The sequence below is a fragment of the Arthrobacter sp. SAFR-044 genome, from assembly GCF_059414985.1.
The window spans coordinates 1-26,101 of sequence record NZ_JBPFDN010000004.1 but is presented as its reverse complement, the minus strand read 5'-3'; the positions used below and the strand labels follow the sequence as shown (position 1 = coordinate 26,101).

Here is a 26,101-nt window from a genome sequence, read left to right as displayed (position 1 = left end):
CCATGGCTCTCGTCGCAGGCATCGACAGCTCCACCCAGTCGTGCAAGGTGGTCATCCGCGACGCGGACACCGGAGCGCTCGTCCGCCAAGGCCGGGCCACCCATCCGGACGGCACGGAAGTGCACCCGGACCACTGGTGGACGGCCCTGCAGAAGGCCGTGGCGGACGCCGGCGGGCTCGATGACGTCAGCGCGGTCTCCGTCGGTGGCCAGCAGCACGGCATGGTCTGCCTTGACAGTGACGGCGCGGTGATCCGGCCGGCGCTGCTGTGGAACGACACCCGCAGCGCCGGCGCAGCCGCAGAACTCATCGCAAGTGCCGGCGGCGGCGATCCCGCCGCCGGCGCGCAGTACTGGGCACGCACCACCGGCACCGTCCCGGTCGCGTCCCTGACACTGACCAAGCTGCGTTGGCTGGCGGAGAACGAACCGGACAACGCAGCGAAGGTGGCCGCCGTCTGCCTGCCGCACGACTGGCTTACCTGGCGGCTGGCCGGATTCGGACCGGGAAGCGGAGCGGAGGGCTTGGCCGCCCTGGCAACTGACCGCTCGGACGCGTCAGGAACCGGGTACTACTCGACGGCGGAGGGCACCTACCTTCCGGACGTCCTGGCCGTGGCCCTTGGGCACGTGCCCGTCCTTCCCAAGGTCCTGGGACCGCTGGAAGCGGCGGGAAAGACGCCGGAGGGTGCTCTGCTGGCCGCAGGCGCCGGAGACAATGCCGCCGCCGCCCTGGGAGCAGGCGCCAAACTGGGCGACGTGGTGATGTCACTGGGCACCTCGGGTACCGTCTTTGCGGTCTCCGATAAACCTGCGGCCGATGCCTCGGGACTGGTGGCGGGATTCGCCGACGCCGCCGGCCATTACCTGCCACTGGTGTGCACCTTGAATGCCACCCGCATTTTCGATACCACCGCGGCCCTGCTTGGGGTGGATTTGCCGGAATTCAACCAGCTGGCATTGTCCGCCGGGGCCGGGGCGGACGGCCTCACGCTGGTCCCCTACTTCGATGGGGAGAGGACGCCCAACCTGCCCGATGCCACCGGCTCTCTGCACGGCATCACGCGGGCCAACTACACGCCCGCCAACCTGGCGCGCGCCGCCGTCGAAGGCGTGGTGTGCTCCCTCGCCGACGGTTTGGCGGCCCTGCAGGCCCAGGGCGTGTCCGCCCGGCGAATCCTCCTGGTGGGCGGCGGCGCCCAGTCGGCAGCCGTGCAGCATGTGGCAGCACGCCTGCTGGGAACGGCAGTCACGGTGCCCCAGCCGGGCGAGTACGTTGCCGACGGCGCCGCGCGCCAGGCTGCGGCGGCACTCACTGGACGGTTCCCTGCGTGGGCGGCAGCCGCCGTCGACCTTCCTTTGGGAACGGACGACGCCGGCGTGCTGGCCCGGTACCGCAGGTTCGCCTCGCTGTACGCCTAAGGCAGCAACAAAACGGTGCCCAGGAGAAGGGACCCGGACCAACGGTGGGAATACCACCCATGGTCCGGGTCCCTTCATGTGGGGCGCAGGCTCCTGCCAGCTGTGTTGGAAAAACGTGGCAGGAGCCTGCGGTCTTGCATCAGGTCAGGCGTACGGCAGGACAAGCTCCGCGTACCGCTCCTTGACCGTGGCCAGGACGGTGTTTCCGTCCGTGTCCCAGATCTCCTGATTGAAAATTTCCACCTCGATGTCGCCGGTGTACCCGGCGTCGCGCACCCAGGCGCCGATCGTGGCGAAGTCCACCACGCCGTCGCCCATGTATCCCCGGGAGAGCAGCGGGTCTGCGGCGATGGGCATGTTGAAGTCGCACACCTGGTAAGAGGCGATCCGGTGTTCCCGGCCGGCGCGTTCGATCTGTGCTTTCAGTTCGGGATCCCACCAGACATGGAAGGTGTCGAAGGCGACGCCCACCGTTGCGGACTCGAACGGCGCCGCGAGGTCCAGGGCCTGGCCCAGGGTGGAGATGAGCGCCCGGTCCGCGGCGTACATCGGGTGCAGCGGCTCCAGGACCAGGCGGACGCCGTTCTCCTCGGCAAAGGGGACGAGATCCGCGAGCCGGTCGGCCACACGCTGCCGGGCTGCCACCACGTCCCTCTCCCCCGGAGCCAGGCCGCCGACCACCAGGAACAGTTCCCGGGTATCCAGGGCCACGGCCTCGAGGATGGCGGCGCGGTTGTCCGCCAGGGCCGCGGCCTGCCCCTCAGCGTCCGCTGCGGTAAGGAAGCCGCCCCGGCACAGGGAGGAGACGCGCAGTCCGGCGTCCTTGATAAGGCGCGCCGCCTTGTCCAGGCCGGCTTCCGCTACGCGGTCGCGCCAGGGCCCGATGGCCGGGATGCCGGCCTTGACGCAGCCCTCAACCACTTCGGCGAGGGTCCACTTCTTGGTGGTGGCGCTGTTGATGGAGAGGCGGGAGAACGCGGACGTTCCTGATTCGGTGGTCATACTCCCACCCCGTTGATCCGCAGGTAGTCGGACATCCGGAAGGCAGCCAGTGCCGGGTCCCTCAGCAGACCCGCCTGGTCGGCGAGTTCGAAGGTCCTGGACAGGTGGCAGACCGAGCGCCCGGAGTGCAGCCCGCCCACCATTTGGAAGCCGGGCTGCTTGCCGTTGAGCCAGGACATGAAGGCGATGCCGGTCTTGTAGTAGAAGGTGGGGGCGCTGAAGATGTGCTTTCCCAGTTCACGGGTGGAGTCCAGGATTTCGCGCGCCCTGGCGGCGTTGCCGGCGTCGTAGTTCTGCAGGGCCACCGACGCGGCCGGGTAGATCGCAGCGAAGATGCCCAACAGCGCATCGGAGTGGTGGCTGCCGTCGCCGTCGATGAGCTCCGGGTAGTTGAAGTCGTCCCCGGTGTAGAGCCGGACGCCTTTGGGGAGTGCTGCGCGCAGGGCCACCTCGTGGGCGGCGTCCAGCAGCGAGACCTTGACGCCGTCCACCTTGTCCGCGTTGTCCCGGATCAGGCCCAGGAACGTTTCGGTGGCAACGGGAACGTCGTCGGATCCCCAGTAGCCGGCGAGCGCGGGGTCGAACATGGTGCCCAGCCAGTGCAGGATCACCGGCTGGTCAACTTCCTGCAGCAGCGTGGAGTAGACCTTGAGGTAGTCCTCGGGTCCGCGGGCCACCTTGGCCAGGGCGCGCGACGCCATGAGGATAACCTTGGGGCCGGCTTCGGTGATCACGGCGATCTGCTCGCGGTAGGCCTCCAGGACTGCCTTGAGTCCGGCTTCGCCTGCGGGCAGGGCGTCCAGGTCCAGTTGATCAGTGCCGGCCCCGCAGGAAACCAGGTCACGGACCGACTTGCCGGCGGTGGCCGGGTTGTTGGCCGCGACTACCGAGGCAGCTTCCACGCCGGTGCGCTTGATCAGCTGCTGGGTGGCGGCCCAGTCCAGGCCCATGCCGCGCTGGGCGGTGTCCATCGCGTCGGCGACGCCCAGGCCGTAGGACCAGAGCTCGTGGCGGTAGGCCATGGTGGCATCCCAGTCGAGCCGGGCCGGGGCTCCCGGGGTGTTGTCAGCGAGGACCTCGGGGATGACGTGGGCTGCAGCGTAGGCCCTCCGGGCGGTGAGCGGCGCGGTGGGGCGGGCCCAGGGCGTGGCGCCCTGGAGCCGGTACTCCCTGGTGCCGCCGTCGTAGGAGGGAAGGATAAGGGAAGTCATTAGAGCGTGATCTCCGGGATGTCGATAGTGCGGCGTTCGTCGTTGGACTGGAGGCCGAGTTCGGCGAGCTGGACCCCTCGGGCGGCGGACAGCAGGCCGAAGCGGTGTTCGCGGCCAGCGACCACGTCGCGGAGGAACTCTTCCCACTGGAGCTTGAAGCCGTTGTCCAGCTCAGCGTTGGCGGGAACTTCCTGCCACTGGTCGCGGAAGGACTCGGTGACGGGCAGGTCCGGGTTCCAGACCGGCTTGGGCGTGTGGGCGCGCTGCTGGGCGACGCACTTGTTCAGGCCGGCCACGGCTGAACCGTGCGTGCCATCCACCTGGAATTCCACCAGTTCGTCACGGTAGACGCGCACTGCCCAGGAGGAATTGATCTGGCCGACGACGTCGTCGCCGCCCGGGGTCTCGAGTTCGAAGATGCCGTAGGAGGCGTCATCGGCAGTGGCCTTGTATTCCTTGCCTGCCTCGTCCCAGCGGGCGGGGATGTGGGTGGCGGTCTTGGCATTGACGCTCTTGACCTTGCCGATGATGCCTTCGAGGACGTAGTTCCAGTGGCAGAACATGTCCGTGGTCATTCCACCGCCGTCTTCCTTGCGGTAGTTCCAGGACGGGCGCTGTGCTGCCTGGATGTCGCCTTCGAACACCCAGTAACCGAACTCGCCACGGATGGAGAGGATGCGGCCGAAGAAGCCCTCGTCCACCAGGCGGCGGAGCTTGACCAGGCCCGGGAGGTAGAGCTTGTCGTGCACGACACCGGCAGTAACGCCGGCCTCCTTGCCGATGCGGGCCAGCTCGATGGCCTCTTCCAGCGTTTCCGCGGTGGGCTTCTCCGTGAAGATGTGCTTGCCTGCCAGCATGGTCTTCTTGAGGGTGGCGGCGCGGAGGCTGGTCATGGACGCGTCAAAAACGACGTCGACAGTGGGGTCGTTGATCACGGCATCCAGGTCGGTGGTCCATTCGGCGACCTTGTGCTTCTCGGCAAGCTCGCGGATCCTGGCCTCATTGCGGCCCACCAGGATGGGTTCAACCTGGACCCGGGTACTGTCCGCCAAGGTAAAGCCGCCGGCATCGCGGATGGGCAGGATGGAGCGCAGCAGGTGCTGACGGTAGCCCATCCGGCCGGTGATGCCGTTCATGGCGATACGGATGGTTTTGGTTTCGAAGCCCATGTGTCCTCCACGGTGAGTGAGCAATGTAGTCAAGCGGTTCGGGAAAGCGCGTTCCCGCTGCTTCCATGATGCACGGCGCGGTGACACTTGGCAAGCGCTTTCCGGAAGTAGTTTGAACTGACATAATGTGATCAGCCTTCGAGCCCGTACAAGACCAGGAGATGCAGTGGCCGCAAGTACCCTTACCGAGGTGGCCCGCCTTGCCGGCGTTTCCCCCGCCACGGCCTCCCGCGTGCTGAACGGATCCGCCCGCACGCCCGGCAAGGACATTGCCGAACGGGTCCGGCAGGCGGCCGAGTCCCTCGGCTACATCCCCAACGCCCAGGCCCAGGGGCTGGCGAAATCCAGTTCCGGCCTCATCGGACTGATCGTCCATGACATCGCCGACCCCTACTTCGCGGCCATCGCCCGCGGTGTCCAGGAAGCCGCACGGGAACAGCGCAAGATGGTGCTGCTTGCCACCACCGGCGGCGGTCCGGCGGAGGAGAAGGAAGCGGTGGCCGCCTTCGCGGCCCGGCGTGCAGACTCCATCGTGATCGCCGGGTCCCGCTCGTGCCGTGAGGAGGACAAGGACGGCAACGCCGAGCTGGCAGCCGAACTTGACCGGTACTGCCGTAACGGTGGCCAGGTGGCCGTAGTGGGCCATCCCGTGGCGGGTGCGACTGCTCCCGAGGGGTACCACGTGGTGAAAGTCCCCAACCAGGAGCTCGCTGGCCGGCTTGCCACCGAACTCGCGGGCAGCTGGGATGGGGAGTTCGTCATTGTCGGCGGACCCGATGGTCTTTTGACCTCCGATGACCGGGTCCGCGGCTTCCAGGAAGGACTGGAGCGGGCCGGGCGCCGGCGGGCGGAAGTGCTCCGCAGCGCGTTCAACCGGTCCGGCGGATATGAGGCTGGGCTTGAACTGGCTGCCCGGATCAGGGCAAGGCAGCCTGAAGGCGGGGACGCCGCGGCACCAAAACTCTGCATCTTCGCCGTCAATGACGTGATGGCCATCGGGGCCGCGGCAGCGTTGCGGTCGGAGGGGCTCCGGATCCCCCGTGACGCAGCCATCGCCGGCTTCGACGATATTGAAACCCTCCGCGACTTCCGGCCGGCCCTTTCCACCGTCCGCCTGCCGCTGGAGGACATCGGGCGTTTGGCCACGCGGGCTACGGAACGGCGGCCGGCCGGCGGGGACGGCGAGGACGGCGACGGACCGGAAGGCACTTCACACGGTGGCATCACGGGCGAGGTCACGTTGCGGCGCAGCACCGAAGCGGCTGCCTGATGGTGCCACGGGGACTAACGGCAGTTCCGGCGCGTCCGGAAGCTGCCGGTGCCCGGCCCGCCATCCTGGTCCTGCCGGGCGGAGGATATGCCCGGCAGGCCGACCACGAAGCAGAGCCCGTTGCCGAATGGCTGGCGTCCCTGGGCGTCCATGCTTTCGTCCTCCGCTATCGGGTGGCCCCTGACCGGCACCCCGCCCCCTTGGAGGACGCCAAGGAGGCCATGCTCCACATCAGGAATGGAGAGCACGGATTGGCCGTGGACCCGGAGCGCGTCGGCGTCCTGGGGTTCTCCGCCGGCGGCCACCTGGCGGCCACCCTCAGCACGGCAGCTGCCACGGGAAACCGGGACCTTGACGTTCCCACAGCAGTCCCGGACCTTACGGTGCTTTGCTACCCGGTTGCATCACTGACCCACGAAACGCACCAGGGATCCGTGGTAAACCTCCTTGGCGACGCGCCGCCGTCGGACCTTCTGACGGCGCTCTCGCCGGAGCTGAACGTGACGCCCCTGACGCCGCCGGCGTTCCTCTGGCATACGGCCGACGACGACGCCGTTCCAGTGAGCAACAGCCTGAACTATGCCAGGGCGCTCTTTGCCGCCGGCGTTCCCGCCGAACTGCACGTCTTCCCGGCGGGACGGCACGGGCTGGGGCTTGCCGCGGACCAGCCCGGACCTGGGCAGTGGACCGCACTGTGTGAGGCTTGGCTGCAGCGCGCTGGGTGGACGGACAGACGCACCGGGGCCGCCACGGACGGCCGCAGCTAGCCGAGCGCCCGCCTAGCCCAGCGCCCGGATGGTCCAGCTTGCCTCATGGGACTTGCCGGGCAGCAGATGGATCACGTCCGTGCCCGAATGCAGGGCATCCGGCGGGCACGTCATAGGTTCAACAGCCAGGCCCAGCCGGTCCGGGCCGACGGGCTTGTCACCGGTGTGCACCTGGACCCAGGGCCACTCAGTGCCCCATTCGAGTTCCACCCCTGTACCTGACGGGTCCAGTACCCGTACCCGGGCCAGGCCGGCACCGTCCCGGGCAATGTCCGTGAAGGCATGGTCAATCTTCACGGGCCCCAGCCGCCGCGGCGAACGGAAGTCGAAGGCATCCCCATCCACCGGCCGCATGCCCACGGGCAGAAGCCGGTCAGGGGTTACCTCCAGGTAGGCGGCGGCCGGAAGTTCAAGCGACCAGTCGTCCAGCGGGGACGGCCCTGCCACCAGGTAGGGGTGGGGGCACACCCCGTAAGGCGCGGCAAGGGCGCCGGTGTTGGCCGCCCGGACCGTCCCACGGAGCCCGTCACCGGAGAGCGTGTAGGTGACGGCCAGTTCCAGGTCCCCGGGGTACTCCGGGCCGGCCGGAATGCGGCAACCCAGGACGGCGCGGTCCGCGGCTGCTTCCAGGACTTCCCATGTCCTGTGGATGGCAAGGCCATGCAGGGCAGCGCCGCGCTCCGGCTCGTTGACGGCGGCGGCATAGGACCTACCCCCGTAGGAGTAGGTGCCGTCCGCGAGCCGGTTGGGCCAGGGCGCGCAGATGACGCCGCGGTAGTCGGGCACAGCGCCGTCGGGGCCAAAGCCCACCACCAGGTCTCTGTCCCCGCAGCGCAGCTCGCGGAGCGCCCCGCCCCGAAGGGTGACGACGGCGGAGTAGGGTCCGTGGGCAAGGTGGACTTCGGTTCCTGGCATGGTTCCCTCTGCGTCGTAGTGTGTTAGCGCTCACCAGCCTACCCCACCGATACAGTCTTCAGCTGGCTAAAGTTGCCCCATGGACACGGCCGCCGACCAGGACCTTATTGCCTCCATCAGGGGTGCGCTCCGGGAGATCGCCGACCCTGCACGCGCCGCGGAAGCGCAGGCCTACATGAAGTCGGCGCTCCCATCGCTGGGCGTACGGGTGCCCGGGGTGCGGCGGGTCGTGGCGCAGGCGGCGCGGACGTATCCGCCGCAGTCCGCGGCGCAGCTGCGCGCCACGGTCCTGGACCTGTGGCGCACCTCCACGTTCCGCGAGGAAAAGTACGCTGCGATCGACCTGACGGCGGACCGGCTGGTGGCCGCGGACCTGGACATGATTCCCGCTTACGAGGAAATCATCCGGACAGGCGCGTGGTGGGACTTTGCCGATGGCGTATCCGGCCGGATTTGCACATTGCTGCAGGCGCACCCAGGGGAAATGTCCAGGCTCCTCCGGCAGTGGAGCCAGGACCCGGACCTTTGGATCCGCAGGGCCGCCATCACAGCGCAGCTGCGCGCCAAGGCGGCCACCGACACGCAGCTGCTCGGCGCCGTCATCGAGCCGAACCTTGCGGACCGGGAGTTCTTCATCCGCAAGGCGATCGGCTGGGCGCTGCGCGAGTATGCCAAGACCGCGCCGCAGTGGGTGGAGGCGTTCGCCGCCCGGCACCGGGACGCCATGAGTCCGCTGTCCCGCAGGGAGGCCCTGCGCAGGATCGGCGGCGGGGCCGCACGGCAATAGCGGCCGCTAGATCACGGGACGTTCGACGACGGGCTGGTGCGTTTTGCGGAACAGCCTGCGGGTGCCGGGGTCCCAGAAGATCAGGTACAGGGCAAAGAGCAGGGCGGTCAGCGCCGCGGCAACGCGGGCCAGGGCGAGGGCGAAGCCGAGGTCCTGGGTCTGGAGGTACGGGAAAACGTCCAACTGGTCCGAAATGGCGTAGATCATGAAGAAGGACACCACGAAGTACAGTGCCTTGACCTGCCAGTCGTTCCTGATGCCCGTCACGGCAAAGAGCGGTATGAGCCAGACGACGTACCAGGCCTGGATGATGGGGGCCAGCAGGACCACGGCGGCCAGGGCGAGCGTCAGGCGGCGCATAAGGCGGTCATAGTCACCCCTCAGGATCTGCCAACCGGCGATGCCCACGGCAAGCAGCTTCCCGGCGTCGAACACCCAGCCTGCCGGGACCGATCCGTCGAGGCCGAAGGCGTTGGCCAGGGACCCCACCACCATGCCAGTCAGGCCCACCGGGGCGTACCAGATGGAAATGCTGCCCGGTGCCGATAGCCCGTTGATCCAGCCGAAGCCGAACCCGTTGACCATGCTCATTGCGGTCAGCAGCACCAGGCTCAGGCCCGCTGTCAGCGCCCAATACGCCACTTTCCGGAGCCAGCCTGCATTCCTGCCTGCCCACAGGAGTCCGATGAACGGCAGGAAGAGGATGGTGATGGGCTTCACCGCGATGGACAGGGTCACCAGCACGATGCCGCGGACCTGGCGCCGTGTCGCGGAGTAGTACAGCCCGGCCAAGGCAAGCCCGATCATCAGGGAGTCGTTGTGGACGCTGGCGATGAAGTTTGTCAGGAAGAGCGGGTTGGCCACGGTCAGCCAGAGGGCCCGGTGGGGATTCACGCCGTGCAGTTCGGCGAGCCGGGGCACGTAGATGACGCAGAGGACCACTCCGGCCAGCGCCACCAGCCGGAAGAGCATGACACATGCCTCCGGTTGGACGTTGGTGGCCCAGACCACGAACTGCTCGATCCACAGGAACAGCTGGCCGTACGGAACCGGGGCCTCGGTCCACATCTTGTCGGCGCCCAGCTGGAAGTAGTTGGACAGGGCGGAAATGCCGTTTTCGTATGGGTTGAAGCCCTCCACCATCAGGCGCCCCTGCCCGATGTACGCATACACGTCGCGGCTGAACAACGGCACGCTGAACATCATGGGAAGTCCCCATGCCACCACTGCGGACAGGGTTGCCCGCCGGGCTTCTTCGCCCCACACGCGCACTTTCTGGCCAAGCCGCAGCCAGGCACGCACCAGCAGCATGCCTCCCACTGCCACCAGGACGATGGACAGCGCCACTCCGGGGGCCTCGGTGCGCATCCAGATGAAGACGGGCATCCGGCGCAGCTCCGAGACAGGGGCCAGCCAGCCCACACCGATGGAGCCAATCATCATGAACATGGAGCCCAGGAAGCCGGCAAGCAGGGGTGAGCGCGGATTGTCCACCTCGGCACTGCCCGCTCCGGCACTGCCGGCGGCCGCCATCTCCCCCGTTGCGGGCACAGGCGCCGTCATCTCAGGATTGTCCAATCTTCATGCGTTTTCCGCGGTTCACCCAGGGGCCCGCGCAGGCCGGCCGGGACACGATTAAAAGGCGGAAGGGCGACCCGCCGCGTACCCGAAATCCTAGCATCGGCAGGGCTCACGGACGTGTAACGGTAGGCTGGTCCGGTGCCTATATCTAACGAACGAATCGTCTGGATCGACTGCGAAATGACCGGCTTGGACATCAAAAACGACGCCCTGATCGAGGTGGCGGCACTGGTCACTGATTCAGAGCTCAACATCCTGGGCGACGGCGTCGACGTCGTCATCAAACCCGACGACGCCGCGGTGGCCCAGATGTCCGACTTCGTCCGTGACATGCACACCAAGTCGGGGCTGCTGGCGGAACTGCCGCACGGCAGGACGATGGCAGAAGCAGAGGCCGCGGTCATGGAATACATCTCCACCTGGGTTCCCGATCCGCGCAAAGCGCCGCTGGGCGGCAACTCGGTGGGAACCGACCGGGTGTTCCTCTCCCGCGATATGCCTGCCGTGGTGGAGCACCTGCACTACCGGGTCATCGACGTCAGCACCATCAAAGAGCTGTCGCGCCGCTGGTACGCCCGGGCGTACTTCCAGTCGCCGGCGAAAAAGGGCGGCCACCGTGCACTGGGAGACATCAAGGATTCCATCGATGAACTCCGGTACTACCGCGAGGCAGTGTTCGTCCCAGCACCCGGACCGGACAGTGCCACCGCCCAGAAGATCGCCAAGGGCATCACCAGCGCGGACGCCGCGGGACAGTCCGAAGAGTAATCTGCGCCACGTTTGATGAAATTTTGCTTCAAATCGCAGAAAGTGGACAAAGCACCCCTTCCGAGCAGGTAAGCTATTTGAGTTGCGTTTCCAGGGAGCCGCTCCGGTGGATTTCCCTTGAGGCACATGGTGGGCGTAGCTCAGTTGGCAGAGCGCCTGGTTGTGGTCCAGGAGGTCGCGGGTTCAACCCCCGTCGCTCACCCTCACGGGGCGGCACATTCAGCCGTCAACAAAGGAGGCCGCACCGGATATCCGGTGCGGCCTCCTTTTTCGTGCCCTGCCGGGTACGTGCATTGCAGCCGGGGACACCGCGAAGCCGAAGGACTACTGATATGACTGTTCTGCCGATCACCATCTGGGGCGAGCCCGTCCTGCACCGCCGGGCCAGCGAGGTGGAGGTCTTCGACGACGAACTGCGCACCCTGATTGCCGACATGTTCGAAACCAACGACGCCGCCAACGGGGTAGGGCTCGCCGCCCCGCAGGTCGGCGTCGGCAAGCGGATCTTCGTCTACAAGTACGCCAACGACGACGGCGCTCCCCCAGCCGGCGTCCTGGTGAATCCCGTCCTGACCCTGTCCAAGGTCTCCGGTGCTGCGCCTGACCCGGACGAGGAGGAAGAGGGCTGCCTGTCCTTCCCGGGCGAACAGTATCCGCTCAAGCGGGCCGAATGGGCCCGGGTGGAAGGTTTCGACGAGTTCGGGGAACCGGTCAAATTCGAGGCGACGGGCTGGTTTGCCAGGGTCATCCAGCACGAGTATGACCACCTGGACGGCAAGCTCTACGTCAACCGGCTGATGGACCGGTATTCCCGCAAGGCCATGAAGCAGGCCAAAAAGAACGGTTGGGGCGTGCCGGGGCTGACGTGGATGCCCGGCGTTGACCCGGATCCGTTCGGCCACTGACGCCACTGGCCCCTGCCTGGCGGATGCCGTTCAGCCTGCGGTGACGGTCTGCTGCTGGGGGCAGGAGGCAAGGACGCGCTTCATGGCGTCCTTTTCGGCGTCCGTCACCCAGAGCCCGTACGCAGCCTTCACGGAAATCTGCCGGGCCACATAGTGGCAGCGGATCGCCGTGTTTTTCGGCAGCCAGGTGGCGGCGTCCCCCGCGCTTTTTTGCTGGTTGGCGGCGCCGTCCGCGGCGATAAGGTTCAGGGGATCGTTTGCCAGGCTCTGGCGTTCCTTCGGACCCAACCGCTGGGCGCCCTTTTGCCAGGCATCACCCAGTGCCACCACATGGTCGATCTGGACCGCACGGCTGCTGTCGGAACCGCGCCGGAAATCGACGTCCTGGCCTGTATACGGTTCCCGGAAGTGCCCGGCCGTTACCTTGCAGGACGATCCCTCGGAGAAGACAACATCAGCGAGGTCCCTGCGAAGTATGTCATTGCGGGTGTCGCAGCCGTTCCGGTCAACATCGAGCCATGCCTGGCCGAAGGCTTCCCGGCTGTAATCGGTGTTGGGCGCCCTGCCCTTCACGGCCAGGCCGTCCAGGGCCGCGAGGGCACTGCCGCCCGGCACCGGATTGGGCTCCTGGACCGGTTTCATCCAGGCGGCGTCGAAGACCGGAGCTTCCGTTGGCCCGTCCCCCGCGGGTCCGCCGGCCGCGAACTGGCCAGCGGTGAAGAACCAGAACAGCGCGGCAATGATGGATACGGCGGCGGCGGCAAGAAGCGCCCAGGCCTGCCGCGAACGGCGGCGTGCGCGGCGGTAGGCGGACCAGCTGATGGTCACGGGGCGGGCGCCGGGAGGCGAAAGTCAGGCACCCCAAGAGCCTAGGACAAAGGGCACGCCCGGCCGCTGATATCCACACTGTTGGGGACGAGTGATGGGTCACAAGGCCGTGCGGCCGGCGGGTTACTGTTCCCTGGTGACCCTTCTCAGGTCTTCTTCCGCGATGGCCAGCAGGTTCTCGAGCTGGCGCACCCGCTCATCGGTGACGTCGCCGGTTTTCTGGGCGGCACGGGCGCGTTCCAGCAGCCGCACGGCTTCCTTATGGTTGGCTTTGGCCACGTCCAGTGCGTGCTCGAGGGTGGTTTCGTGCTGAAGTGTCGATTCGTTGTCCATGCCACCAGTGTGGTCCCGTTTCCCGGCTGATTCCAGAGAATCAGCCGGGAATTCGCAGGATGCCGGCGGATTTGGCTAGACGGCGATCGCGGCCAGGGCGGCCGCGCTTTCCTTGGCGGGGAACGACGGCGGGTTCACGCCTGCCATCTCTTCCATGACGCGGACCACCTGGCAGCTGTAGCCGAACTCGTTGTCGTACCAGACGTAGAGCACCAGGTTCTTGTCGGTGGACACGGTGGCCAGTCCGTCCACGATGCCGGCGCGGCGGGAGCCCACGAAGTCCGTGGAGACGACCTCGGGCGAGTCGATGTAGTCGATCTGCTTGCGCAGGTCGGAGTGCAGCGACATTTCGCGCAGGTAGTTGTTGACCTCGTCCTTGGTGGTGCCGTTTTCAAGGGTGAGGTTCAGGATGGCCAGGGATACGTCCGGGGTGGGGACGCGGATGGAGCTGCCGGTGAGCTTGCCCAGGAGTTCGGGCAGGGCCTTTGCCACTGCTTTGGCGGCACCGGTTTCAGTGATGACCATGTTCAGTGCAGCGGAGCGGCCGCGGCGGTCGCCCTTGTGGAAGTTGTCGATCAGGTTCTGGTCGTTGGTGAAGGAGTGGACGGTTTCGACGTGGCCGTGGACCACGCCGAACTTGTCGTTGATGGCCTTCAGGACCGGGGTGATGGCGTTCGTCGTGCAGGACGCCGCGGAGACGATCTTGTCCGTGTCGGTGATGTCCCGGTGGTTGATGCCGTGGACGATGTTCTTCAGCTCACCCTTGCCCGGTGCGGTCAGCAGGACGCGGGCGACGCCCTTGCTCTGCAGGTGCTGGGACAGGCCTTCGGCGTCGCGCCAGCGGCCGGTGTTGTCCACCACCAGGGCGTTGTTGATGCCGTAGGCGGTGTAGTCGATGGTGGCGGGGTCGTTCGAGTAGATGACCTGGATCTGGACGCCGTTGGCCGTGATGGTGTTGGCGGCCTCGTCGATGCGGATGGTGCCCTCGAAGGACCCGTGGACCGAGTCGCGGCGCAGCAGGCTGGCGCGCTTGGAGAGGTCGTTGTCGGAGCCCCGTCGGACCACGATGGCACGCAGGCGCAGGCCGTGGCCGCCGCCTGCCTTTTCGATGAGGAGGCGGGCCAGGAGCCGGCCGATGCGGCCAAAGCCGTAGAGGACGACGTCGGTGCTGGTGCGGTCGTCGCCGCCGCGCTTTCCGACGATCTCGGCGAGCTCTTCGCGGAGGAATTCCTCCAGGGTGGCGCCGTTGCCTTCTTCCTTGAACTTCTGGTTCAGGCGGGCGATGTCGATCGCGGCGGCGCCAAGCTCAAGTCCGGCCAGCGTGTTCAGCAGGGGCGCCGTGTCCTCCAGGAGCAGTTCGTCCTTGCTCATCCGGCGCGCGAAGCGGTGCGCCTTGAGGATGTTCATGGTGGACTTGTTGATCAGGCTCCGGCCGTGGATGCTGGTCACCACGTTGTTTTCGCGGTACAGCCTGCCGATCACCGGGATCATGGCCTCGGCGAGGGCCTCCCGGCCCATCCACGTATCAAGACAAGAATCAGACGTCTGGCTCACAGAAATACCTTCCTCGGTTCAGCCGTGTACGTCGTCGTACACGGATGTAGGCCACCTGATGATGTCCAGGGGCACCGGCGCCTGCAGGGATGGCCCCCAGGCACCTGGATCGCGTGCAAAGAAAAACCGCCGGCTGCGGGCGCAACTTTCGGCGGTAGAACTCCTGCGTCCGGGATCCATTCTAATTTGGCGCGCTGCAGGGAGCACGCCCGCGCTGCGTGAAATCACTCACATGGCCCGGGAGGCCGCGAAGCTGCTGCGGCTGCTGCCCTCAGTTGTGGATAGCGGAGTAGAGGTTCAGGCTGGCGGAGAACACCAGCCAGGAAAAATACGGCAGCACCAGGTACCCGGCGGCGGCGTCCACCGGGCCGAACCGCAGGATCAGGAACGCCAGGGTTGCGGTGAGCGCACAGATGACCGCGAAGGCAACCCACAGGGCCACCACTCCAAGCATGGGATACATGGCGAAGAAGGTTGCCGGCCATGCTGTGTTGAGCAGCAGTTGCACCACATAGCCGGCCAGGGTAGCCCCGGACAGGCGCCCTTTGCGCCAGACCAGCCAGGCGGCCGCCGCCACGCCCGCGTACAGCACCATCCAGGTGGTGCGGAACATCCACGACGGCGGCATCCACGGCGCTTTCAGTGAGCCCGCGTACCAGCCGTTGGAGTTAAGGATGATGGGAACCGAGGCGAGTACCCAGGCCAGGGCGGACAGAGCCAGGAAACCGGCAAGGGCAATAACCTGTGAACGGATGCCGGGAATGCCCCCTGCGGGTGCGGGACGGGTTTCAGGAATAACGGGCACGATTCAGGATCCCCGACGCATAGGGTGTGGTCAAAGGCGGTTTAAGGATGGGACAGCCGATACGCCGGGTTCTGTTCTCCCCTGCCGTTACCGGAAAGGGAGCGACGGCCATCCATCTACGAGTACCGTTGCCGGCACCCTCCAGCGGCCTACCCGGACACTCGGGCGGGCAGCCCTCGAACGTGTCCTGTCTGGCCTTGCTCCGGGTGGGGTTTACCTAGCCTTCCCGGTCACCCGGGAAGCTGGTGGTCTCTTACACCACCGTTTCACCCTTACCTGCCCTTCCCGGCCGTGGCCGGAAATGCAGGCGGTCTGTTTTCTGTGGCACTGGCCTGCGGGTCACCCCGAGTGGGCGTTACCCACCACCCTGCCCTGCGGAGCCCGGACGTTCCTCGAGCCACTTGCGTGGCGCGCGGCCGTCTGGCTGTCCCATCCGGGTCCCAGTCTACCGGCGCCAACGCACCCCTTTTGCCGCCGGTAGGATCGGACGGTGCTGATTCTGCTTCCCCCTTCCGAAGGCAAGACACCCGCGCTCCGCGGCCCCGCCGTCGACTGGTCCGCCCTGGGCTTCCCGGAGCTCAACCCGTACCGGGCCAAGGTCCTTGAGGCGTTGGGAACGGTCAGCGCACATCAGGATGCCCTCGCCCTGCTGGGCGTCGGGGCGTCACTGCGCGACGACGTCGAACGCAATACGCGCCTGCACGCCGAGCCCGCGGCACCGGCGCACAGCATCTACTCAGGCGTCCTGTATGACGCGCTGGGATACCGGAGCCTGACGCCGGCCCAGCGGCGCAAGGCCGATGAATCGGTGCTGGTGGTGTCAGCCCTGTGGGGTGCCATTCGCTTCGGCGACAGCGTCCCCGCCTACCGGCTCTCCATGGCTACGGCACTGCCCGACGTCGGCCGGCTGGCTCCCTTCTGGAAGGCGCAGCTTGGCGACACCCTGGGCGCCGCAGCCCAGGGGCACCTCGTGGTGGATTGCCGGTCCAGCACGTATGCGGCGGCCTGGGCACCGCCGCCGGAACAGACCGTCTCGGTGAATGTCTTCACCGAGAGCGGCGGAGTGCGGAAAGTGGTGAGCCATTTCGCCAAGCACACCCGCGGCGAACTGGCGCGGCACCTGCTGGTTCGCCGCGGGAAAGCCCCCGCCGCGGCGTCGGACCTTTTGAAGGCTGCCCGCGAAAAGTGGCAGGCCGAGCTGGTGCCGGGGACCGCCCGCAAACCGCACGCCCTGAACATCATCCTGCCGGGCTGACCGCCCGGCAGGATGCATGCCGGCTGCTTAGGACCACTCGTCCGAGCGGACCAGGATGGCGCCGGAGTCCGGGCAGAAAACGACGTCGTCAGCCGCAGCTGCCTTGATCTCGGCGAGGTCACCGGGGCTGAGCTTCATGCCGGAGGCTTCGGACGTCCCGTGGAAGAGCCGGGCGGCACCGACTCCGCGCTTGGCCAACGTCTTTTCGTAGACCGCCACCAGGCCCGCCTCCAGGCCTTGGGCAAATTCGGTGCGCTGGCCACGAAGCCCTGCCGCTTCCGTTTCCACTTCGGCCAGGGCAGCATCAAGTTCGGCCCTGATGGTTCCAAAGGACCCCTGGATGTCATCGACAATCTGCTGCTGGGCCGCCTGCCGCTCCCGCAGCGAGTCCAGCCGCTCCATGACTTCCAGTTCCACGTCTTCAAGGTCGGAGCGCCGCTTGTTCAACGACGCGATGTCTTTTTGCAGCGCCACCAGGTCCTTGGACAGGCCGGTGCCGCTGTTGAGCCTGGCTTCGTCGCGTTCGATGCGTGCGGCGACCTGTTCGACATCGGCCTCTGCGCGCTTCAGCGCGGCCTCGGCGTCGTGCACGGCCACCTTGGCTGCGCCGAGTTCACCGTTGGCAACGGACAGGGCGGCCTCGAGGTCCTTGATGCGGGGATCGTTCTCCAGCGTGCGGCGGCGGTTGGCGAGGCCTTTCAACCGGGCGTCAAGGCCCTGCAGTTCGAGCAACTTCAACTGTTCCGCCGGTGCTGCCTTGGCCACATCTACCTCCGCTAAATCCCTTCCGGCCGGGGCCGGGCACCGAACCGGCGCTTCCTAGACTCTAGCCCGGAGTGAGGATGAAGTCCCAAGGGTCGCTGTTGGTGGTGCTCACCAGGATCTCCACGTCGTGGCCCTGGTCGGCCAGGACGTTGCCCAGGGCCGCGGCTGCGGCAGGCAGCCAGAGCCATTCGCTGGCAAAGTGCGAAACGTCCACCAGGTAGGGCCTACCGTTCAGGGCGGCCTCGCGCGCTTCCGACGCCGGGTGGTGCCGAAGGTCGGCGGTGACGTAGACGTCGGCATTGCTGGCCCGCACCTCGTTGAACAGCGAATCCCCCGCGCCGCCGCAGACCGCGATGCGCCGCACCAGGCCGTCTTTGTCGCCGGAAACACGCACGCCCCCGGCTACGGACGGAAGGATTCCGAAGACGCGCGCAGCGAAGTCACCAAGGCTCATGGCATCTGCGAGGTCACCCACGCGCCCAATGCCTTCCTCCGGCAGCCCGTTGGCCGCCACGGTCAGGGGGGCGACGTCCTGGAGTCCCAGGGCGTCAGCCAGGACATCGGAGACCCCTCCGACGGCGGAGTCCCCGTTGGTGTGCACGGTCAGCAGTGCCGTCCCCGACTCAATAAGCCGGTGCACCGCCCGGCCCTTGGCCGACGTGGCAGCCACCGACGTGACGCCCTTCAACAGCAGGGGATGGTGGGTGATGAGCAGCTCCGCTCCCCACTCAACCGCTTCCTCGATGACCTCCAGCGTGGGATCGACCGCAAACATCACCTTTGTGACGGGAGCGGAAGGGTGGCCTGCCACGAGCCCTACCTCATCCCAGTTCTCCGCCAAGGATTCCGGCCACAGCTCCTCAACCGCAAGCAGCAGTTCGGCCAGTGTGGGGGCGTCCCCGGAACCGGCCGGAGCTGGCGTGTCGGAGGAGGCTCCGCCGTCGTGATCTGCCTGGCCGGTAACGTCGGTGTCCACAGGTTCCATAGTCTTAGTTTTACCCCATCGGCTTCCCGCCTCCGCTGTTCTGCGGCACCGCGGCGGGCTGCCGGGGAATCTTCCGGCGCCGTCAACCATTGAAGAGGTCATGAAAACTTTTGTTCTTGGCGGAGGCTGCTTCTGGTGCCTTGACGCCGTCTACCAGAAGACCAGGGGCGTCACCTCCGTGGTGTCCGGCTACACCGGCGGGCACGATCCCCACCCGGACTACTACTCGGTCTGCAGTGGAACCACGGGCCACGCCGAAGTTGTGGCGGTGACCTTTGATGAGGACATCATCCCGGCGGAGGTTGTCCTGGACATGTTCTTCGCCCTGCACGATCCCACCACGCTGAACCGGCAGGGATACGACGTGGGCACCCAGTACCGCTCCTCGATGTTCTATGAAACCGACGAGGAGAAAATACTGTTCGAAGAAGCAATCGACCGCAACCAGGCGCTGTGGACGCATCCCATCGTCACCGAGGTCAGCCGGCTGCCGCGGTTCCATGTGGCGGAGGAATTCCACCAGGATTACTACGCCAAGCATCCGGAGCAGGGGTACTGCCAGGTGATCATCAACCCCAAGCTGGCCAAGGCACGGAAATATTACTCTGCATGGCTTAACGCTTAGCCCACCGTTACGCGGCCTCGTTAGGCTGACCTCAGTATTCACCCCTTAGAGATAGGCGTATTTACATGGCACGGATCTATGACGATGTAACGCAGCTGGTCGGCGGGACCCCGCTGGTTCGGTTGAACCGGCTCAGCGAGGGGCTGGACGCCACCGTTGCCGTGAAGCTGGAGTTCTACAACCCGGCCAACAGCGTCAAGGACCGTATCGGTGTGGCCATCATCGATGCCGCTGAAAAGTCGGGTGCCTTGAAGCCCGGCGGCACCATCGTCGAAGGCACCTCCGGCAACACTGGAATTGCCCTGGCCATGGTGGGTGCGGCCCGCGGCTACAAGGTCATCCTCACCATGCCGGAGACCATGTCCACCGAACGCCGGGTCATGCTGCGCGCCTTCGGTGCCGAGATTGTGCTTACCCCGGGATCCGAGGGTATGCGCGGCGCAGTGGAGAAGGCCCAGGAAATCGTGGCCAACACCGAGAACTCCATCTGGGCACAGCAGTTCGCCAACGAAGCCAACCCGGAGATCCACCGCAAGACCACTGCCGAGGAGGTCTGGGCCGACACTGACGGCGCCGTGGACATCTTCGTGGCAGGCATCGGCACCGGGGGAACCATCACCGGCGTCGGACAGGTCCTGAAGGAGCGCAAGCCGGGCGTGCAGATCGTCGCCGTGGAGCCCAAGGACTCCGCCATCCTGAACGGCGGCGCCCCCGGCCCGCACAAGATCCAGGGCCTGGGCGCCAACTTCATCCCGGAACTGCTGGACACCAATGTCTATGACGAGGTCCTGGACGCCACCCTCGAGGATTCGGTCCGCGTGGCCCGTGAACTCGGCATCAAGGAGGGCATCCTTGGCGGCATCTCGTCGGGCGCCATCGTCTGGGGCGCCCTGGAGCTGGCCAAGCGTCCGGAAAACGCAGGCAAGCTGATCGTGGCCGTCGTGTGCGACTTCGGTGAGCGTTACATCTCCACCGTCCTCTATGACGACATCCGCGGCTGATCAGTCCGCCGTCCGCCCGTTTCCTGTAGAAAGAACTTTGTGGGCTTTTTCGCAAGACTAAAGGAAGACCTCGACGCCGCCCGCTCCCATGACCCGGCGGCTCGAGGTTCTTTTGAGAACTTTTTCGCCTATTCCGGCCTGCATGCCATCTGGATCCACCGGCTGACCCACCGCATGTGGCAGAAGCCGGAGCTGCGGTTCCCGGCCCGGCTCCTGTCGCAGCTGGGCAGGTCCTGGACCGGCATCGAGATTCATCCAGGCGCCACCATTGGCCGCCGCTTCTTCATTGACCACGGCATGGGCGTGGTCATCGGCGAGACGGCCGAGATCGGCGAGGACGTGATGATCTATCACGGCGTGACGCTGGGGGGCCGTTCCTTGGCCAGGATCAAGCGGCACCCCACCATCGGCGACCGGGTGACCATCGGTGCGGGCGCAAAGATCCTGGGGCCCATCACCATCGGCCGGGACAGCGCCGTGGGTGCCAACGCCGTGGTGGTCAAGGATGCGCCGCCGGAGTCCATCATCACCGGGGTTCCCGCCAAGTGGCGGCACCGTGATGCACAGCGGGAAACGAAGCCCGCGGTGGACCCGGCAGAATACGACATCGAGTACCGGATCTGATGGTTTAGCAGGAACAACAAAAGGCGGGCAGGTCCCCGGTTTACCGGAGTCCTGCCCGCCTTTGTCATGCGGCGGCAGGTGCTAGTGCGTGTCCACCGCTTCAACCTCGGACTTGTCCTCGCCCCAGAGGGTGTGGAAGGTTCCTTCGGTGTCGATCCGGCCATAGGTGTGGGCGCCGAACAGGTCGCGCTGGCCCTGGATCAGGGCGGCGGCCACGCGCTTGCGGCGGAGGCCGTCGTAGTATGCCAGCGATGACGAGAACACCGGCACGGGGATGCCGAGCTGGACAGCGGTGGCAACAACGCGGCGCCAGGCCGGCAGGGCGTCTGCAATGGCCTTGGTGAACGCCGGCGCGAAGAGCAGGTTTGCCGGCTTCTCGTCGGCGGCGTAGGCCTTGGTGATGTCCTTGAGAAGCTCTGCGCGGATGATGCAGCCCGCCCGCCACAGGGACGCGATTTCGTCCAGCTTCAGGTCCCAGCCGTATTCCTTGGCTGCGGAGGTGAGCATGTCCAGGCCCTGGGCGTAGGAGACAAGCTTGGAGGCGTAGAGCGCCTGGCGGACGTCCTCGACGAACGTCTCCGGGATTTCCACCGTGGCCTCGTTGCCGGCCAGCAGCTCCTGGCCCAGCTTGCGCTGTGCGGCCTGGGAGGAGAGGGCACGGGCAAAGACAGACTCGGCGATGCCGGATACCGGCGATCCCAGTTCCAGGGCGGAGATGACGGTCCAGCGGCCTGTGCCCTTCTGGCCTGCTGCGTCAACGACGACGTCGACGAACGGCTTGCCGGTTTTGGCGTCAACGTGGCCCAGGACCTCGGCGGAGATCTCGATCAGGAACGACGACAGGTCACCCTTGTTCCACTCGGAGAAGATTTTTGCCTGCTCGGCGGGCTCGATGCCGGCGCCGGAGCGGAGCAGGTCGAAGGCCTCGCCGATGACCTGCATGTCGGCGTATTCGATGCCGTTGTGGACCATCTTGACGAAGTGCCCCGCACCGTCGGTGCCGATCCACGCGCAGCAGGGCTCGCCGTCGACCTTCGCTGAGATCTTTTCGAGCAGCGGGCCGAGGGCCTTGTAGGACTCCTTGGAACCGCCGGGCATGATGGACGGGCCGTTCAGGGCACCTTCCTCGCCGCCGGAGACACCGACGCCCACGAAGTGCAGGTCCTTCTTGGCCAGCGCGGCCTCCCGGCGGCGGGTGTCCTCGTAGTGGGAGTTTCCGGCGTCGATGATGATGTCGCCCGGTTCCAGCAGCGGCTCCAGCTGCTCGATGACCGAGTCCACGGGCTTGCCGGCCTTGACCATGATGAGGACGCGGCGCGGCTTCTCCAGGGAGTCAACCAGTTCCTGCAGGCTTTCGGTCCGGATGAAGTGACCCTCCGAGCCGTGCTTTTCCAGCAGTGCGTCCGTCTTCTCCACGGACCTGTTGTGCAGTGCAACCGTGAACCCGTTGCGGGCCAGGTTGCGGGCAAGGTTGGCGCCCATGACGGCGAGGCCGGTGACACCGATGTGTGCAGACATCAATAACTCCAATTCATTGTTCGCCTCGGCTGCCGGCTTCCGCGGACGGAAGTCACCGGGGCAGATCAGGGGGTCGGAATAAAGCATATATATTCTTGGTGTGACGCGAAAGTGGCAGCCACGGAATGGGACTGTTTGTGTCGGTTCCGGTCCAGGCCTGCTGCCAGCCACGTGGTTGCCAACAACTAGGCTTAGCAGCATGACCAGCAGCCTCCACCACCGTGCCATCGACAATCTGGGCACCCGGATCATCTCGGGGGAACTCCCTGCGGGCCACGTGATGCTCGCGGAGCAGTTGGAGGATGAGCTGAAAGTATCCCGTTCGGTGATCCGGGAAGCGGTCCGGGTCCTGCAGTCCCTGGGCCTGGTGGAAACCACCAAGCGGGTAGGGATCCGGGTGCTGCCCGCCAGCCGCTGGAATCCTTTCGATCCCCAGGTGATCCGGTGGCGGCTGGCAAGTAATGCACGGGGCGCCCAGCTGCGCTCCCTTGCCGAGCTGCGCGCGGCCGTGGAGCCTGCGGCTGCCGAGCTGGCCGCGCAGAACGCTCCGGCGGCGCTGCGGATGGAGCTCGTGGACGTAGCCCGGGCCATGCGGGAGGCCGGCAACAACGGCGAGGTGACCCGCTTCCTGGAGCTGGACATCCGTTTCCATTCCCTGCTGCTCTCAGGTTCCGGAAACGAGATGTTTGCCAACCTCATGGGCCAGGTTGCGGAAACCCTGACAGGCCGCACCGTCCACGGCCTGATGCCCGACCACCCCCATCAGGCTGCCCTGCAGTGGCATGAGGATGTGGCGGAGGCGATCGCCCGGGGTGACGCCGTGTCTGCGCGTGAAGCTTCGGACCGGATCATGCGGCGCACCATGTCGCAAATGGCCGATACCTGGACGGAACAGCCGCGGGTGTTTATCCCGGTTCGGCAGTAAGCATCAGCCGGAGCCGGGGAGCCCGTGAATCTTTCATGACACGTGACTTTTTGTTTCCGGGAGTTCACGGTATATTCATTCCAGGCCCTCCACCGCGGCATCCCCCAATAGTCGCGGTGGAGGGTTTTCCAATGCCCGGACCTACGCACCGGGCCAGGCCTCCCAGGCAGCACCGGCCACTTGTTCCCTCAACTGCCAGCCGCCGCCCAGTCCGTCCCGCTGGAGGTACATGGTGGTCAGGGCCGACCTGCCGTTGTTTCCCAGCCTGACCTGCACCTGCAGGACTTCGACGTCCACACCGCTGCTGCCCTTGGGCATCCGGCGGCTGGTTTCCCACCAGTTGATGCGCTCGAACCACCTCACGGGCTCGGCACCCACGGCCCATTCCCTGCCCTGGCTGAGCAACGCCGTCGGCATTCCATCGCTGTTTGTGTGCACTATGATCTGTTCCATTCCTGCAAGCTATGGCAAGGCACCGACAATCAGGCCCAGCGAGCGGCAGAGTGAGCGGCACAGCAAAAAACCCCGGTTCACCGCCATAAGGCGGTGAACCGGGGTTTTTCCTGGTGGGTCCTACCGGGATCGAACCGATGACATCCACGGTGTAAACGTGGCGCTCTACCAGCTGAGCTAAAGACCCAAATCACGCGGTTTCCGGCCGTTCCGCCGTAACCAACGAACATAGACTCTACCCGACGGGGGGCCGGAAACGCGAATCCATGGAACCCTACAGGGCAGGAAGTTCCGCGGCGAGGTAATCCAGTGCCTCACTGACACCGGATTCAAGCTTGATGGTTGCCTTGTCATCGCCGCGGGTAGTGCCCCGGTTGATGATGACTACCGGCTTGGATTCCTTGGCAGCGTGCCTCACGAACCGAAGGCCGCTCATGACCGTCAGCGACGAACCGGCCACAACCAGGGCCGCAGCCCCGTCAACCATTGCGTACGAGCGTTCCACCCGGTCCTTGGGTACGTTTTCCCCAAAGTAGACGAAGTCCGGCTTCAGCGTGCCGCCGCAGGCAGGGCAGATGGCCACCACGAAGCTGGTGATGAGGGCCTGGTCCTCTACGGTGGCGTCGGCGTCCGGGGCCATTTCCACCAGTCCGCCGGCCGCTGCCCGTTCAAGGAAGCCCGGGTTGAGCTCTTCGAAGACACCTGCCAGCAGGTGCCTGGAGTAGGTACGCCGGCAGTCCAGGCATACCACCTGGTCATACCTGCCGTGCAGATCCACCACGTTGCTGCTGCCGGCGTCCTGGTGCAGGCGGTCAACGTTCTGGGTAATCAGGCCGGTGAGGTAGCCTCGCCGCTCCAGTTCAGCGGCGGAATAGTGGCCCTGGTTCGGATCTGCGTGCCGCATGTGGGACCAGCCGATGTGGTTCCTGGCCCAGTACCGCTGCCGGTTGGCTGGGTCCCGGACGAACTCCTGGTAGGTCATGGGCGAGCGGGGCGGCGACTCCGGACCACGGTAATCCGGAATGCCGGAGTCGGTACTCAGCCCGGCGCCCGTCAGCAGGGCGAAGGGGGCGCCGGCGAGAAGGTCGCGGATCCGGGCCAGAACCTCGAGGTCACTGCCTGACGGCGGAGCGGGGGCCACCGGCGGCATACTGGCAAAGCCGGTCAGGCCTGTCCCCCGCCGCTGCCCAGCCATGCTTCCTCAGGCCTGCTTCAGATCCGCCAGGGCAGCACGGTATTCGCTGAAGTCGCGTGCCTGGCCGCGGGGGTTGACCACGCTGTAGCGGATCCTGCCGTCACCATCGATGATGAACGTGGCCCGCTTTGCCATGCCACTGTCGGCGTCGAACACGCCGTAGGCATCCGCCACGGCGCCATGCGGCCAGAAGTCTGCCAGGAGGTCGAAGGCGTAGCCTTCCTGCGCCGCGTAGGCGCGGAGGCTGAACTTGCTGTCCACGGACACGCCCAGGACCACCGCATTTGAATCCTCGAACAGGCCCAGATTGTCCCGGATTTCGCATAATTCACCGGTGCAGATACCGGAGAACGCAAAGGGGTAAAAGACCAGCGCCACATTTTGTCCCCGGAAAGAGGACAGCCTCACGGGCTCGCCGTATTGGTTGGCCAGCTCAAAATCGGGGGCTGCAGCGCCTATTGAAGGAACGGCTGCGGCGTTGGCCTCAACCGCTGCCGTCACTTGTTCTTCCTGCTGACCAGGCGGACCGCGCTCCAGTCCTTTGAGACACCGGCTGAGGTGGTGACATGCAGACCGGCCGTGGGAGCAGCTTCCTGGATCTCCGCCGGCGAAACGTAGCCGTCCCGGCCTGACTTGGGGGTAAGCACCCAGACAACGCCGTTTTCGCTCAGGGTGGTGAGCGAATCCATCAGGCTGTCCACCAGATCCCCATCGCCGTCACGCCACCAGAGGATGACTGCGTCCGCTACCTCATGGTCGTCCTCGTCCAGCAATTCGGCACCGGTGAGGTCCTCAATATCGTCACGCAAGTCGAAATCGACGTCGTCGTCGTAACCGAACTCCTGAATCAGATCCCCATTTTTGAAACCCAATTTTTCCGCCACATTTACCGAAGTGGCGGCGTCGGCCTCGCTCACGTGTTCCTCCAATACCTCATATATGCGGTGCGCATAGTGATTTCCATTACTCCCAAGCCAACACCCTTTGTGCCTGCGCTTCAAGCTGCCGCCCCCTGAGCTGCGCATATTCTGCGTCACATCCGGCTGCGGCACCCCCGTCGCAGGGGCTTTTCGTCACACAACCAGTATGACGAACGAAATACAACTGCAGCACCCGGGCTGCAGCTACGCATCGTGTTGCCGTCAGGGCTAGAGTGGCTGATGACAACTATGCCTGCCGGACGACAACCATGTGACTCCGTGCAGACACAGGAGCGCTAGGAAGCTGCCCGGCACACATGACCGGGCTGTTGTAACCGATACGTCGCACACGGCGTATATACGCCGGGCAGTCACCCTGCCTGGCCTGAGTGCGCCGATTCATGCGCGCAAAGAGAGGTTGGACGTGGCTGCAGGAGAAGAGACCTCCCATATCCTCAGCGGGTTGACTAACCAGCTGCCTGATCGTGATCCGGAAGAGACTGCCGAGTGGGTTGAGTC

Annotated in this window: 27 protein-coding genes, 2 tRNA genes and 1 other RNA gene; 12 read left to right on the top strand and 18 right to left on the bottom strand. The window is 66.0% G+C overall.

Translation table 11 applies throughout. From position 1 onward, the window contains the following. Positions 1-2: 2 nt before the first annotated feature. Positions 3-1,421 carry a xylulokinase gene (gene xylB, locus ACR65J_RS07470; protein WP_440167471.1) on the top strand — a complete coding sequence of 473 codons (1,419 nt, stop codon included), beginning with the start codon at positions 3-5 and terminating at the stop codon, positions 1,419-1,421. Between the two features lie 144 nt (positions 1,422-1,565). Here the strand turns inward: xylB and ACR65J_RS07465 are convergent, their stop codons facing one another. From ACR65J_RS07465 to ACR65J_RS07455, 3 genes are read right to left on the bottom strand one after another with little or no spacing between them, the layout of a single operon-like run. Beyond that, entirely contained in the window at positions 1,566-2,423 is an 858-nt protein-coding gene (locus tag ACR65J_RS07465) for a sugar phosphate isomerase/epimerase family protein (protein ID WP_440167469.1), read from the bottom strand. Further along, positions 2,420-3,634, bottom strand: a complete 1,215-nt coding sequence (locus ACR65J_RS07460) for a dihydrodipicolinate synthase family protein (RefSeq protein ID WP_440167468.1) — start codon at positions 3,632-3,634, stop codon at positions 2,420-2,422. The genes ACR65J_RS07465 and ACR65J_RS07460 overlap by 4 nt, the downstream gene beginning before the upstream one ends. After that, positions 3,634-4,803 (bottom strand): Gfo/Idh/MocA family protein, encoded by a 1,170-nt coding sequence (locus tag ACR65J_RS07455; RefSeq protein ID WP_440167465.1) that lies wholly within the window; start codon positions 4,801-4,803, stop codon positions 3,634-3,636. The genes ACR65J_RS07460 and ACR65J_RS07455 overlap by 1 nt, the downstream gene beginning before the upstream one ends. A 166-nt stretch (positions 4,804-4,969) precedes the next feature. On the opposite strand from ACR65J_RS07455, the gene ACR65J_RS07450 reads away from it, so the two are divergent. Both ACR65J_RS07450 and ACR65J_RS07445 read left to right on the top strand, forming a co-directional pair. Beyond that, positions 4,970-6,073 carry a LacI family DNA-binding transcriptional regulator gene (locus ACR65J_RS07450; protein WP_440167463.1) on the top strand — a complete coding sequence of 368 codons (1,104 nt, stop codon included), beginning with the start codon at positions 4,970-4,972 and terminating at the stop codon, positions 6,071-6,073. Then, the gene (locus tag ACR65J_RS07445) at positions 6,073-6,840 is read left to right on the top strand and encodes an alpha/beta hydrolase (RefSeq protein WP_440167461.1); all 768 of its coding nucleotides are present in this window, start codon (positions 6,073-6,075) and stop codon (positions 6,838-6,840) included. Before ACR65J_RS07450 ends, ACR65J_RS07445 begins: the two co-directional genes overlap by 1 nt. Positions 6,841-6,852: 12 nt before the next feature. Here the strand turns inward: ACR65J_RS07445 and ACR65J_RS07440 are convergent, their stop codons facing one another. Next, positions 6,853-7,755 carry an aldose 1-epimerase family protein gene (locus ACR65J_RS07440; protein WP_440167459.1) on the bottom strand — a complete coding sequence of 301 codons (903 nt, stop codon included), beginning with the start codon at positions 7,753-7,755 and terminating at the stop codon, positions 6,853-6,855. A gap of 79 nt (positions 7,756-7,834) precedes the next feature. On the opposite strand from ACR65J_RS07440, the gene ACR65J_RS07435 reads away from it, so the two are divergent. Beyond that, positions 7,835-8,542: a DNA alkylation repair protein gene (locus ACR65J_RS07435; protein WP_440167457.1), complete on the top strand. Its 708-nt coding sequence runs from the start codon at positions 7,835-7,837 to the stop codon at positions 8,540-8,542. Positions 8,543-8,548: 6 nt separating this feature from the next. Here ACR65J_RS07435 and mptB read toward each other — a convergent pair whose 3' ends face one another. Beyond that, entirely contained in the window at positions 8,549-10,105 is a 1,557-nt protein-coding gene (mptB, locus tag ACR65J_RS07430; RefSeq protein ID WP_440167456.1) for a polyprenol phosphomannose-dependent alpha 1,6 mannosyltransferase MptB, read from the bottom strand. A gap of 156 nt (positions 10,106-10,261) precedes the next feature. Here mptB and orn point away from each other — a divergent pair, with 156 nt between their 5' ends. The 3 genes from orn to def all read left to right on the top strand — a co-directional run bounded on the left by orn (position 10,262) and on the right by def (position 11,796). Next, positions 10,262-10,891 carry an oligoribonuclease gene (gene orn, locus ACR65J_RS07425; protein WP_440167455.1) on the top strand — a complete coding sequence of 210 codons (630 nt, stop codon included), beginning with the start codon at positions 10,262-10,264 and terminating at the stop codon, positions 10,889-10,891. 129 nt (positions 10,892-11,020) lie between these two features. Further along, positions 11,021-11,093 (top strand) — tRNA-His (locus tag ACR65J_RS07420). A 130-nt stretch (positions 11,094-11,223) separates the two neighbouring features. Beyond that, the gene (gene def, locus ACR65J_RS07415) at positions 11,224-11,796 is read left to right on the top strand and encodes a peptide deformylase (protein WP_440167454.1); all 573 of its coding nucleotides are present in this window, start codon (positions 11,224-11,226) and stop codon (positions 11,794-11,796) included. A gap of 30 nt (positions 11,797-11,826) precedes the next feature. Here def and ACR65J_RS07410 read toward each other — a convergent pair whose 3' ends face one another. From ACR65J_RS07410 to rnpB, 5 genes are all read right to left on the bottom strand, one after another. Then, on the bottom strand, positions 11,827-12,624 hold the full coding sequence (locus ACR65J_RS07410; RefSeq protein WP_440167452.1) for an HNH endonuclease family protein: 798 nt from the start codon (positions 12,622-12,624) through the stop codon (positions 11,827-11,829). A gap of 123 nt (positions 12,625-12,747) precedes the next feature. Then, positions 12,748-12,957, bottom strand: a complete 210-nt coding sequence (locus ACR65J_RS07405) for a hypothetical protein (protein ID WP_440167450.1) — start codon at positions 12,955-12,957, stop codon at positions 12,748-12,750. A 75-nt stretch (positions 12,958-13,032) separates the two neighbouring features. Beyond that, complete coding sequence (locus tag ACR65J_RS07400) at positions 13,033-14,511, bottom strand: glyceraldehyde-3-phosphate dehydrogenase (RefSeq protein WP_440167448.1); 1,479 nt, start codon at positions 14,509-14,511, stop codon at positions 13,033-13,035. 271 nt (positions 14,512-14,782) lie between these two features. Next, positions 14,783-15,316: a TspO/MBR family protein gene (locus ACR65J_RS07395; RefSeq protein WP_440167446.1), complete on the bottom strand. Its 534-nt coding sequence runs from the start codon at positions 15,314-15,316 to the stop codon at positions 14,783-14,785. 44 nt (positions 15,317-15,360) lie between these two features. After that, positions 15,361-15,748: RNase P RNA component class A (rnpB, locus tag ACR65J_RS07390), an RNA gene on the bottom strand. 58 nt (positions 15,749-15,806) lie between these two features. On the opposite strand from rnpB, the gene ACR65J_RS07385 reads away from it, so the two are divergent. Next, complete coding sequence (locus ACR65J_RS07385) at positions 15,807-16,571, top strand: YaaA family protein (protein WP_440167444.1); 765 nt, start codon at positions 15,807-15,809, stop codon at positions 16,569-16,571. 27 nt (positions 16,572-16,598) lie between these two features. On the opposite strand, the gene ACR65J_RS07380 is transcribed toward ACR65J_RS07385, so the two are convergent. Both ACR65J_RS07380 and ACR65J_RS07375 read right to left on the bottom strand, forming a co-directional pair. After that, positions 16,599-17,336 (bottom strand): zinc ribbon domain-containing protein, encoded by a 738-nt coding sequence (locus ACR65J_RS07380; protein ID WP_440167442.1) that lies wholly within the window; start codon positions 17,334-17,336, stop codon positions 16,599-16,601. A 61-nt stretch (positions 17,337-17,397) separates the two neighbouring features. Continuing rightward, complete coding sequence (locus ACR65J_RS07375; RefSeq protein ID WP_440167440.1) at positions 17,398-18,321, bottom strand: Nif3-like dinuclear metal center hexameric protein; 924 nt, start codon at positions 18,319-18,321, stop codon at positions 17,398-17,400. 100 nt (positions 18,322-18,421) lie between these two features. Between ACR65J_RS07375 and msrA the strand changes: the two genes are divergently transcribed. The 3 genes from msrA to epsC all read left to right on the top strand — a co-directional run bounded on the left by msrA (position 18,422) and on the right by epsC (position 20,571). Beyond that, complete coding sequence (gene msrA / locus ACR65J_RS07370) at positions 18,422-18,946, top strand: peptide-methionine (S)-S-oxide reductase MsrA (RefSeq protein WP_440167438.1); 525 nt, start codon at positions 18,422-18,424, stop codon at positions 18,944-18,946. A gap of 65 nt (positions 18,947-19,011) precedes the next feature. After that, entirely contained in the window at positions 19,012-19,947 is a 936-nt protein-coding gene (gene cysK / locus ACR65J_RS07365; RefSeq protein ID WP_188572526.1) for a cysteine synthase A, read from the top strand. A 39-nt stretch (positions 19,948-19,986) separates the two neighbouring features. Then, on the top strand, positions 19,987-20,571 hold the full coding sequence (gene epsC / locus ACR65J_RS07360) for a serine O-acetyltransferase EpsC (RefSeq protein WP_159631761.1): 585 nt from the start codon (positions 19,987-19,989) through the stop codon (positions 20,569-20,571). Positions 20,572-20,652: 81 nt separating this feature from the next. Here the strand turns inward: epsC and gnd are convergent, their stop codons facing one another. After that, a complete protein-coding gene (gene gnd / locus ACR65J_RS07355; RefSeq protein WP_440167436.1) occupies positions 20,653-22,089 on the bottom strand; it encodes an NADP-dependent phosphogluconate dehydrogenase in 1,437 nt (478 codons plus the stop codon). Positions 22,090-22,288: 199 nt separating this feature from the next. On the opposite strand from gnd, the gene ACR65J_RS07350 reads away from it, so the two are divergent. Beyond that, positions 22,289-23,014 (top strand): FadR/GntR family transcriptional regulator, encoded by a 726-nt coding sequence (locus ACR65J_RS07350; RefSeq protein ID WP_440167434.1) that lies wholly within the window; start codon positions 22,289-22,291, stop codon positions 23,012-23,014. 141 nt (positions 23,015-23,155) lie between these two features. Here the strand turns inward: ACR65J_RS07350 and ACR65J_RS07345 are convergent, their stop codons facing one another. The 5 genes from ACR65J_RS07345 to ACR65J_RS07325 form a co-directional block, all read right to left on the bottom strand. Beyond that, complete coding sequence (locus ACR65J_RS07345) at positions 23,156-23,467, bottom strand: hypothetical protein (RefSeq protein WP_440167433.1); 312 nt, start codon at positions 23,465-23,467, stop codon at positions 23,156-23,158. Positions 23,468-23,578: 111 nt separating this feature from the next. After that, positions 23,579-23,654 (bottom strand) — tRNA-Val (locus ACR65J_RS07340). Positions 23,655-23,741: 87 nt separating this feature from the next. After that, entirely contained in the window at positions 23,742-24,662 is a 921-nt protein-coding gene (locus tag ACR65J_RS07335; protein ID WP_440167432.1) for an NAD-dependent protein deacetylase, read from the bottom strand. A 6-nt stretch (positions 24,663-24,668) separates the two neighbouring features. After that, positions 24,669-25,163, bottom strand: a complete 495-nt coding sequence (locus ACR65J_RS07330; RefSeq protein ID WP_440167430.1) for a peroxiredoxin — start codon at positions 25,161-25,163, stop codon at positions 24,669-24,671. Beyond that, a complete protein-coding gene (locus ACR65J_RS07325; protein WP_440167428.1) occupies positions 25,160-25,579 on the bottom strand; it encodes a DUF3052 domain-containing protein in 420 nt (139 codons plus the stop codon). The genes ACR65J_RS07330 and ACR65J_RS07325 overlap by 4 nt, the downstream gene beginning before the upstream one ends. Between the last annotated feature and the right edge of the window lie 522 nt (positions 25,580-26,101).

Coding starts and splice junctions, on each gene's coding strand:
- ACR65J_RS07405 (WP_440167450.1), bottom strand. CDS start 12,957: ATGGACAACGAATCGACACTTCAGCACGAAACCACCCTCGAGCACGCA.
- ACR65J_RS07350 (WP_440167434.1), top strand. CDS start 22,289: ATGACCAGCAGCCTCCACCACCGTGCCATCGACAATCTGGGCACCCGG.
- ACR65J_RS07435 (WP_440167457.1), top strand. CDS start 7,835: ATGGACACGGCCGCCGACCAGGACCTTATTGCCTCCATCAGGGGTGCG.
- ACR65J_RS07345 (WP_440167433.1), bottom strand. CDS start 23,467: ATGGAACAGATCATAGTGCACACAAACAGCGATGGAATGCCGACGGCG.
- ACR65J_RS07440 (WP_440167459.1), bottom strand. CDS start 7,755: ATGCCAGGAACCGAAGTCCACCTTGCCCACGGACCCTACTCCGCCGTC.
- xylB (WP_440167471.1), top strand. CDS start 3: ATGGCTCTCGTCGCAGGCATCGACAGCTCCACCCAGTCGTGCAAGGTG.
- msrA (WP_440167438.1), top strand. CDS start 18,422: ATGAAAACTTTTGTTCTTGGCGGAGGCTGCTTCTGGTGCCTTGACGCC.
- ACR65J_RS07460 (WP_440167468.1), bottom strand. CDS start 3,634: ATGACTTCCCTTATCCTTCCCTCCTACGACGGCGGCACCAGGGAGTAC.
- ACR65J_RS07445 (WP_440167461.1), top strand. CDS start 6,073: ATGGTGCCACGGGGACTAACGGCAGTTCCGGCGCGTCCGGAAGCTGCC.
- mptB (WP_440167456.1), bottom strand. CDS start 10,105: ATGACGGCGCCTGTGCCCGCAACGGGGGAGATGGCGGCCGCCGGCAGT.
- def (WP_440167454.1), top strand. CDS start 11,224: ATGACTGTTCTGCCGATCACCATCTGGGGCGAGCCCGTCCTGCACCGC.
- gnd (WP_440167436.1), bottom strand. CDS start 22,089: ATGTCTGCACACATCGGTGTCACCGGCCTCGCCGTCATGGGCGCCAAC.
- cysK (WP_188572526.1), top strand. CDS start 19,012: ATGGCACGGATCTATGACGATGTAACGCAGCTGGTCGGCGGGACCCCG.
- ACR65J_RS07455 (WP_440167465.1), bottom strand. CDS start 4,803: ATGGGCTTCGAAACCAAAACCATCCGTATCGCCATGAACGGCATCACC.
- ACR65J_RS07375 (WP_440167440.1), bottom strand. CDS start 18,321: ATGGAACCTGTGGACACCGACGTTACCGGCCAGGCAGATCACGACGGC.
- ACR65J_RS07465 (WP_440167469.1), bottom strand. CDS start 2,423: ATGACCACCGAATCAGGAACGTCCGCGTTCTCCCGCCTCTCCATCAAC.
- ACR65J_RS07335 (WP_440167432.1), bottom strand. CDS start 24,662: ATGGCTGGGCAGCGGCGGGGGACAGGCCTGACCGGCTTTGCCAGTATG.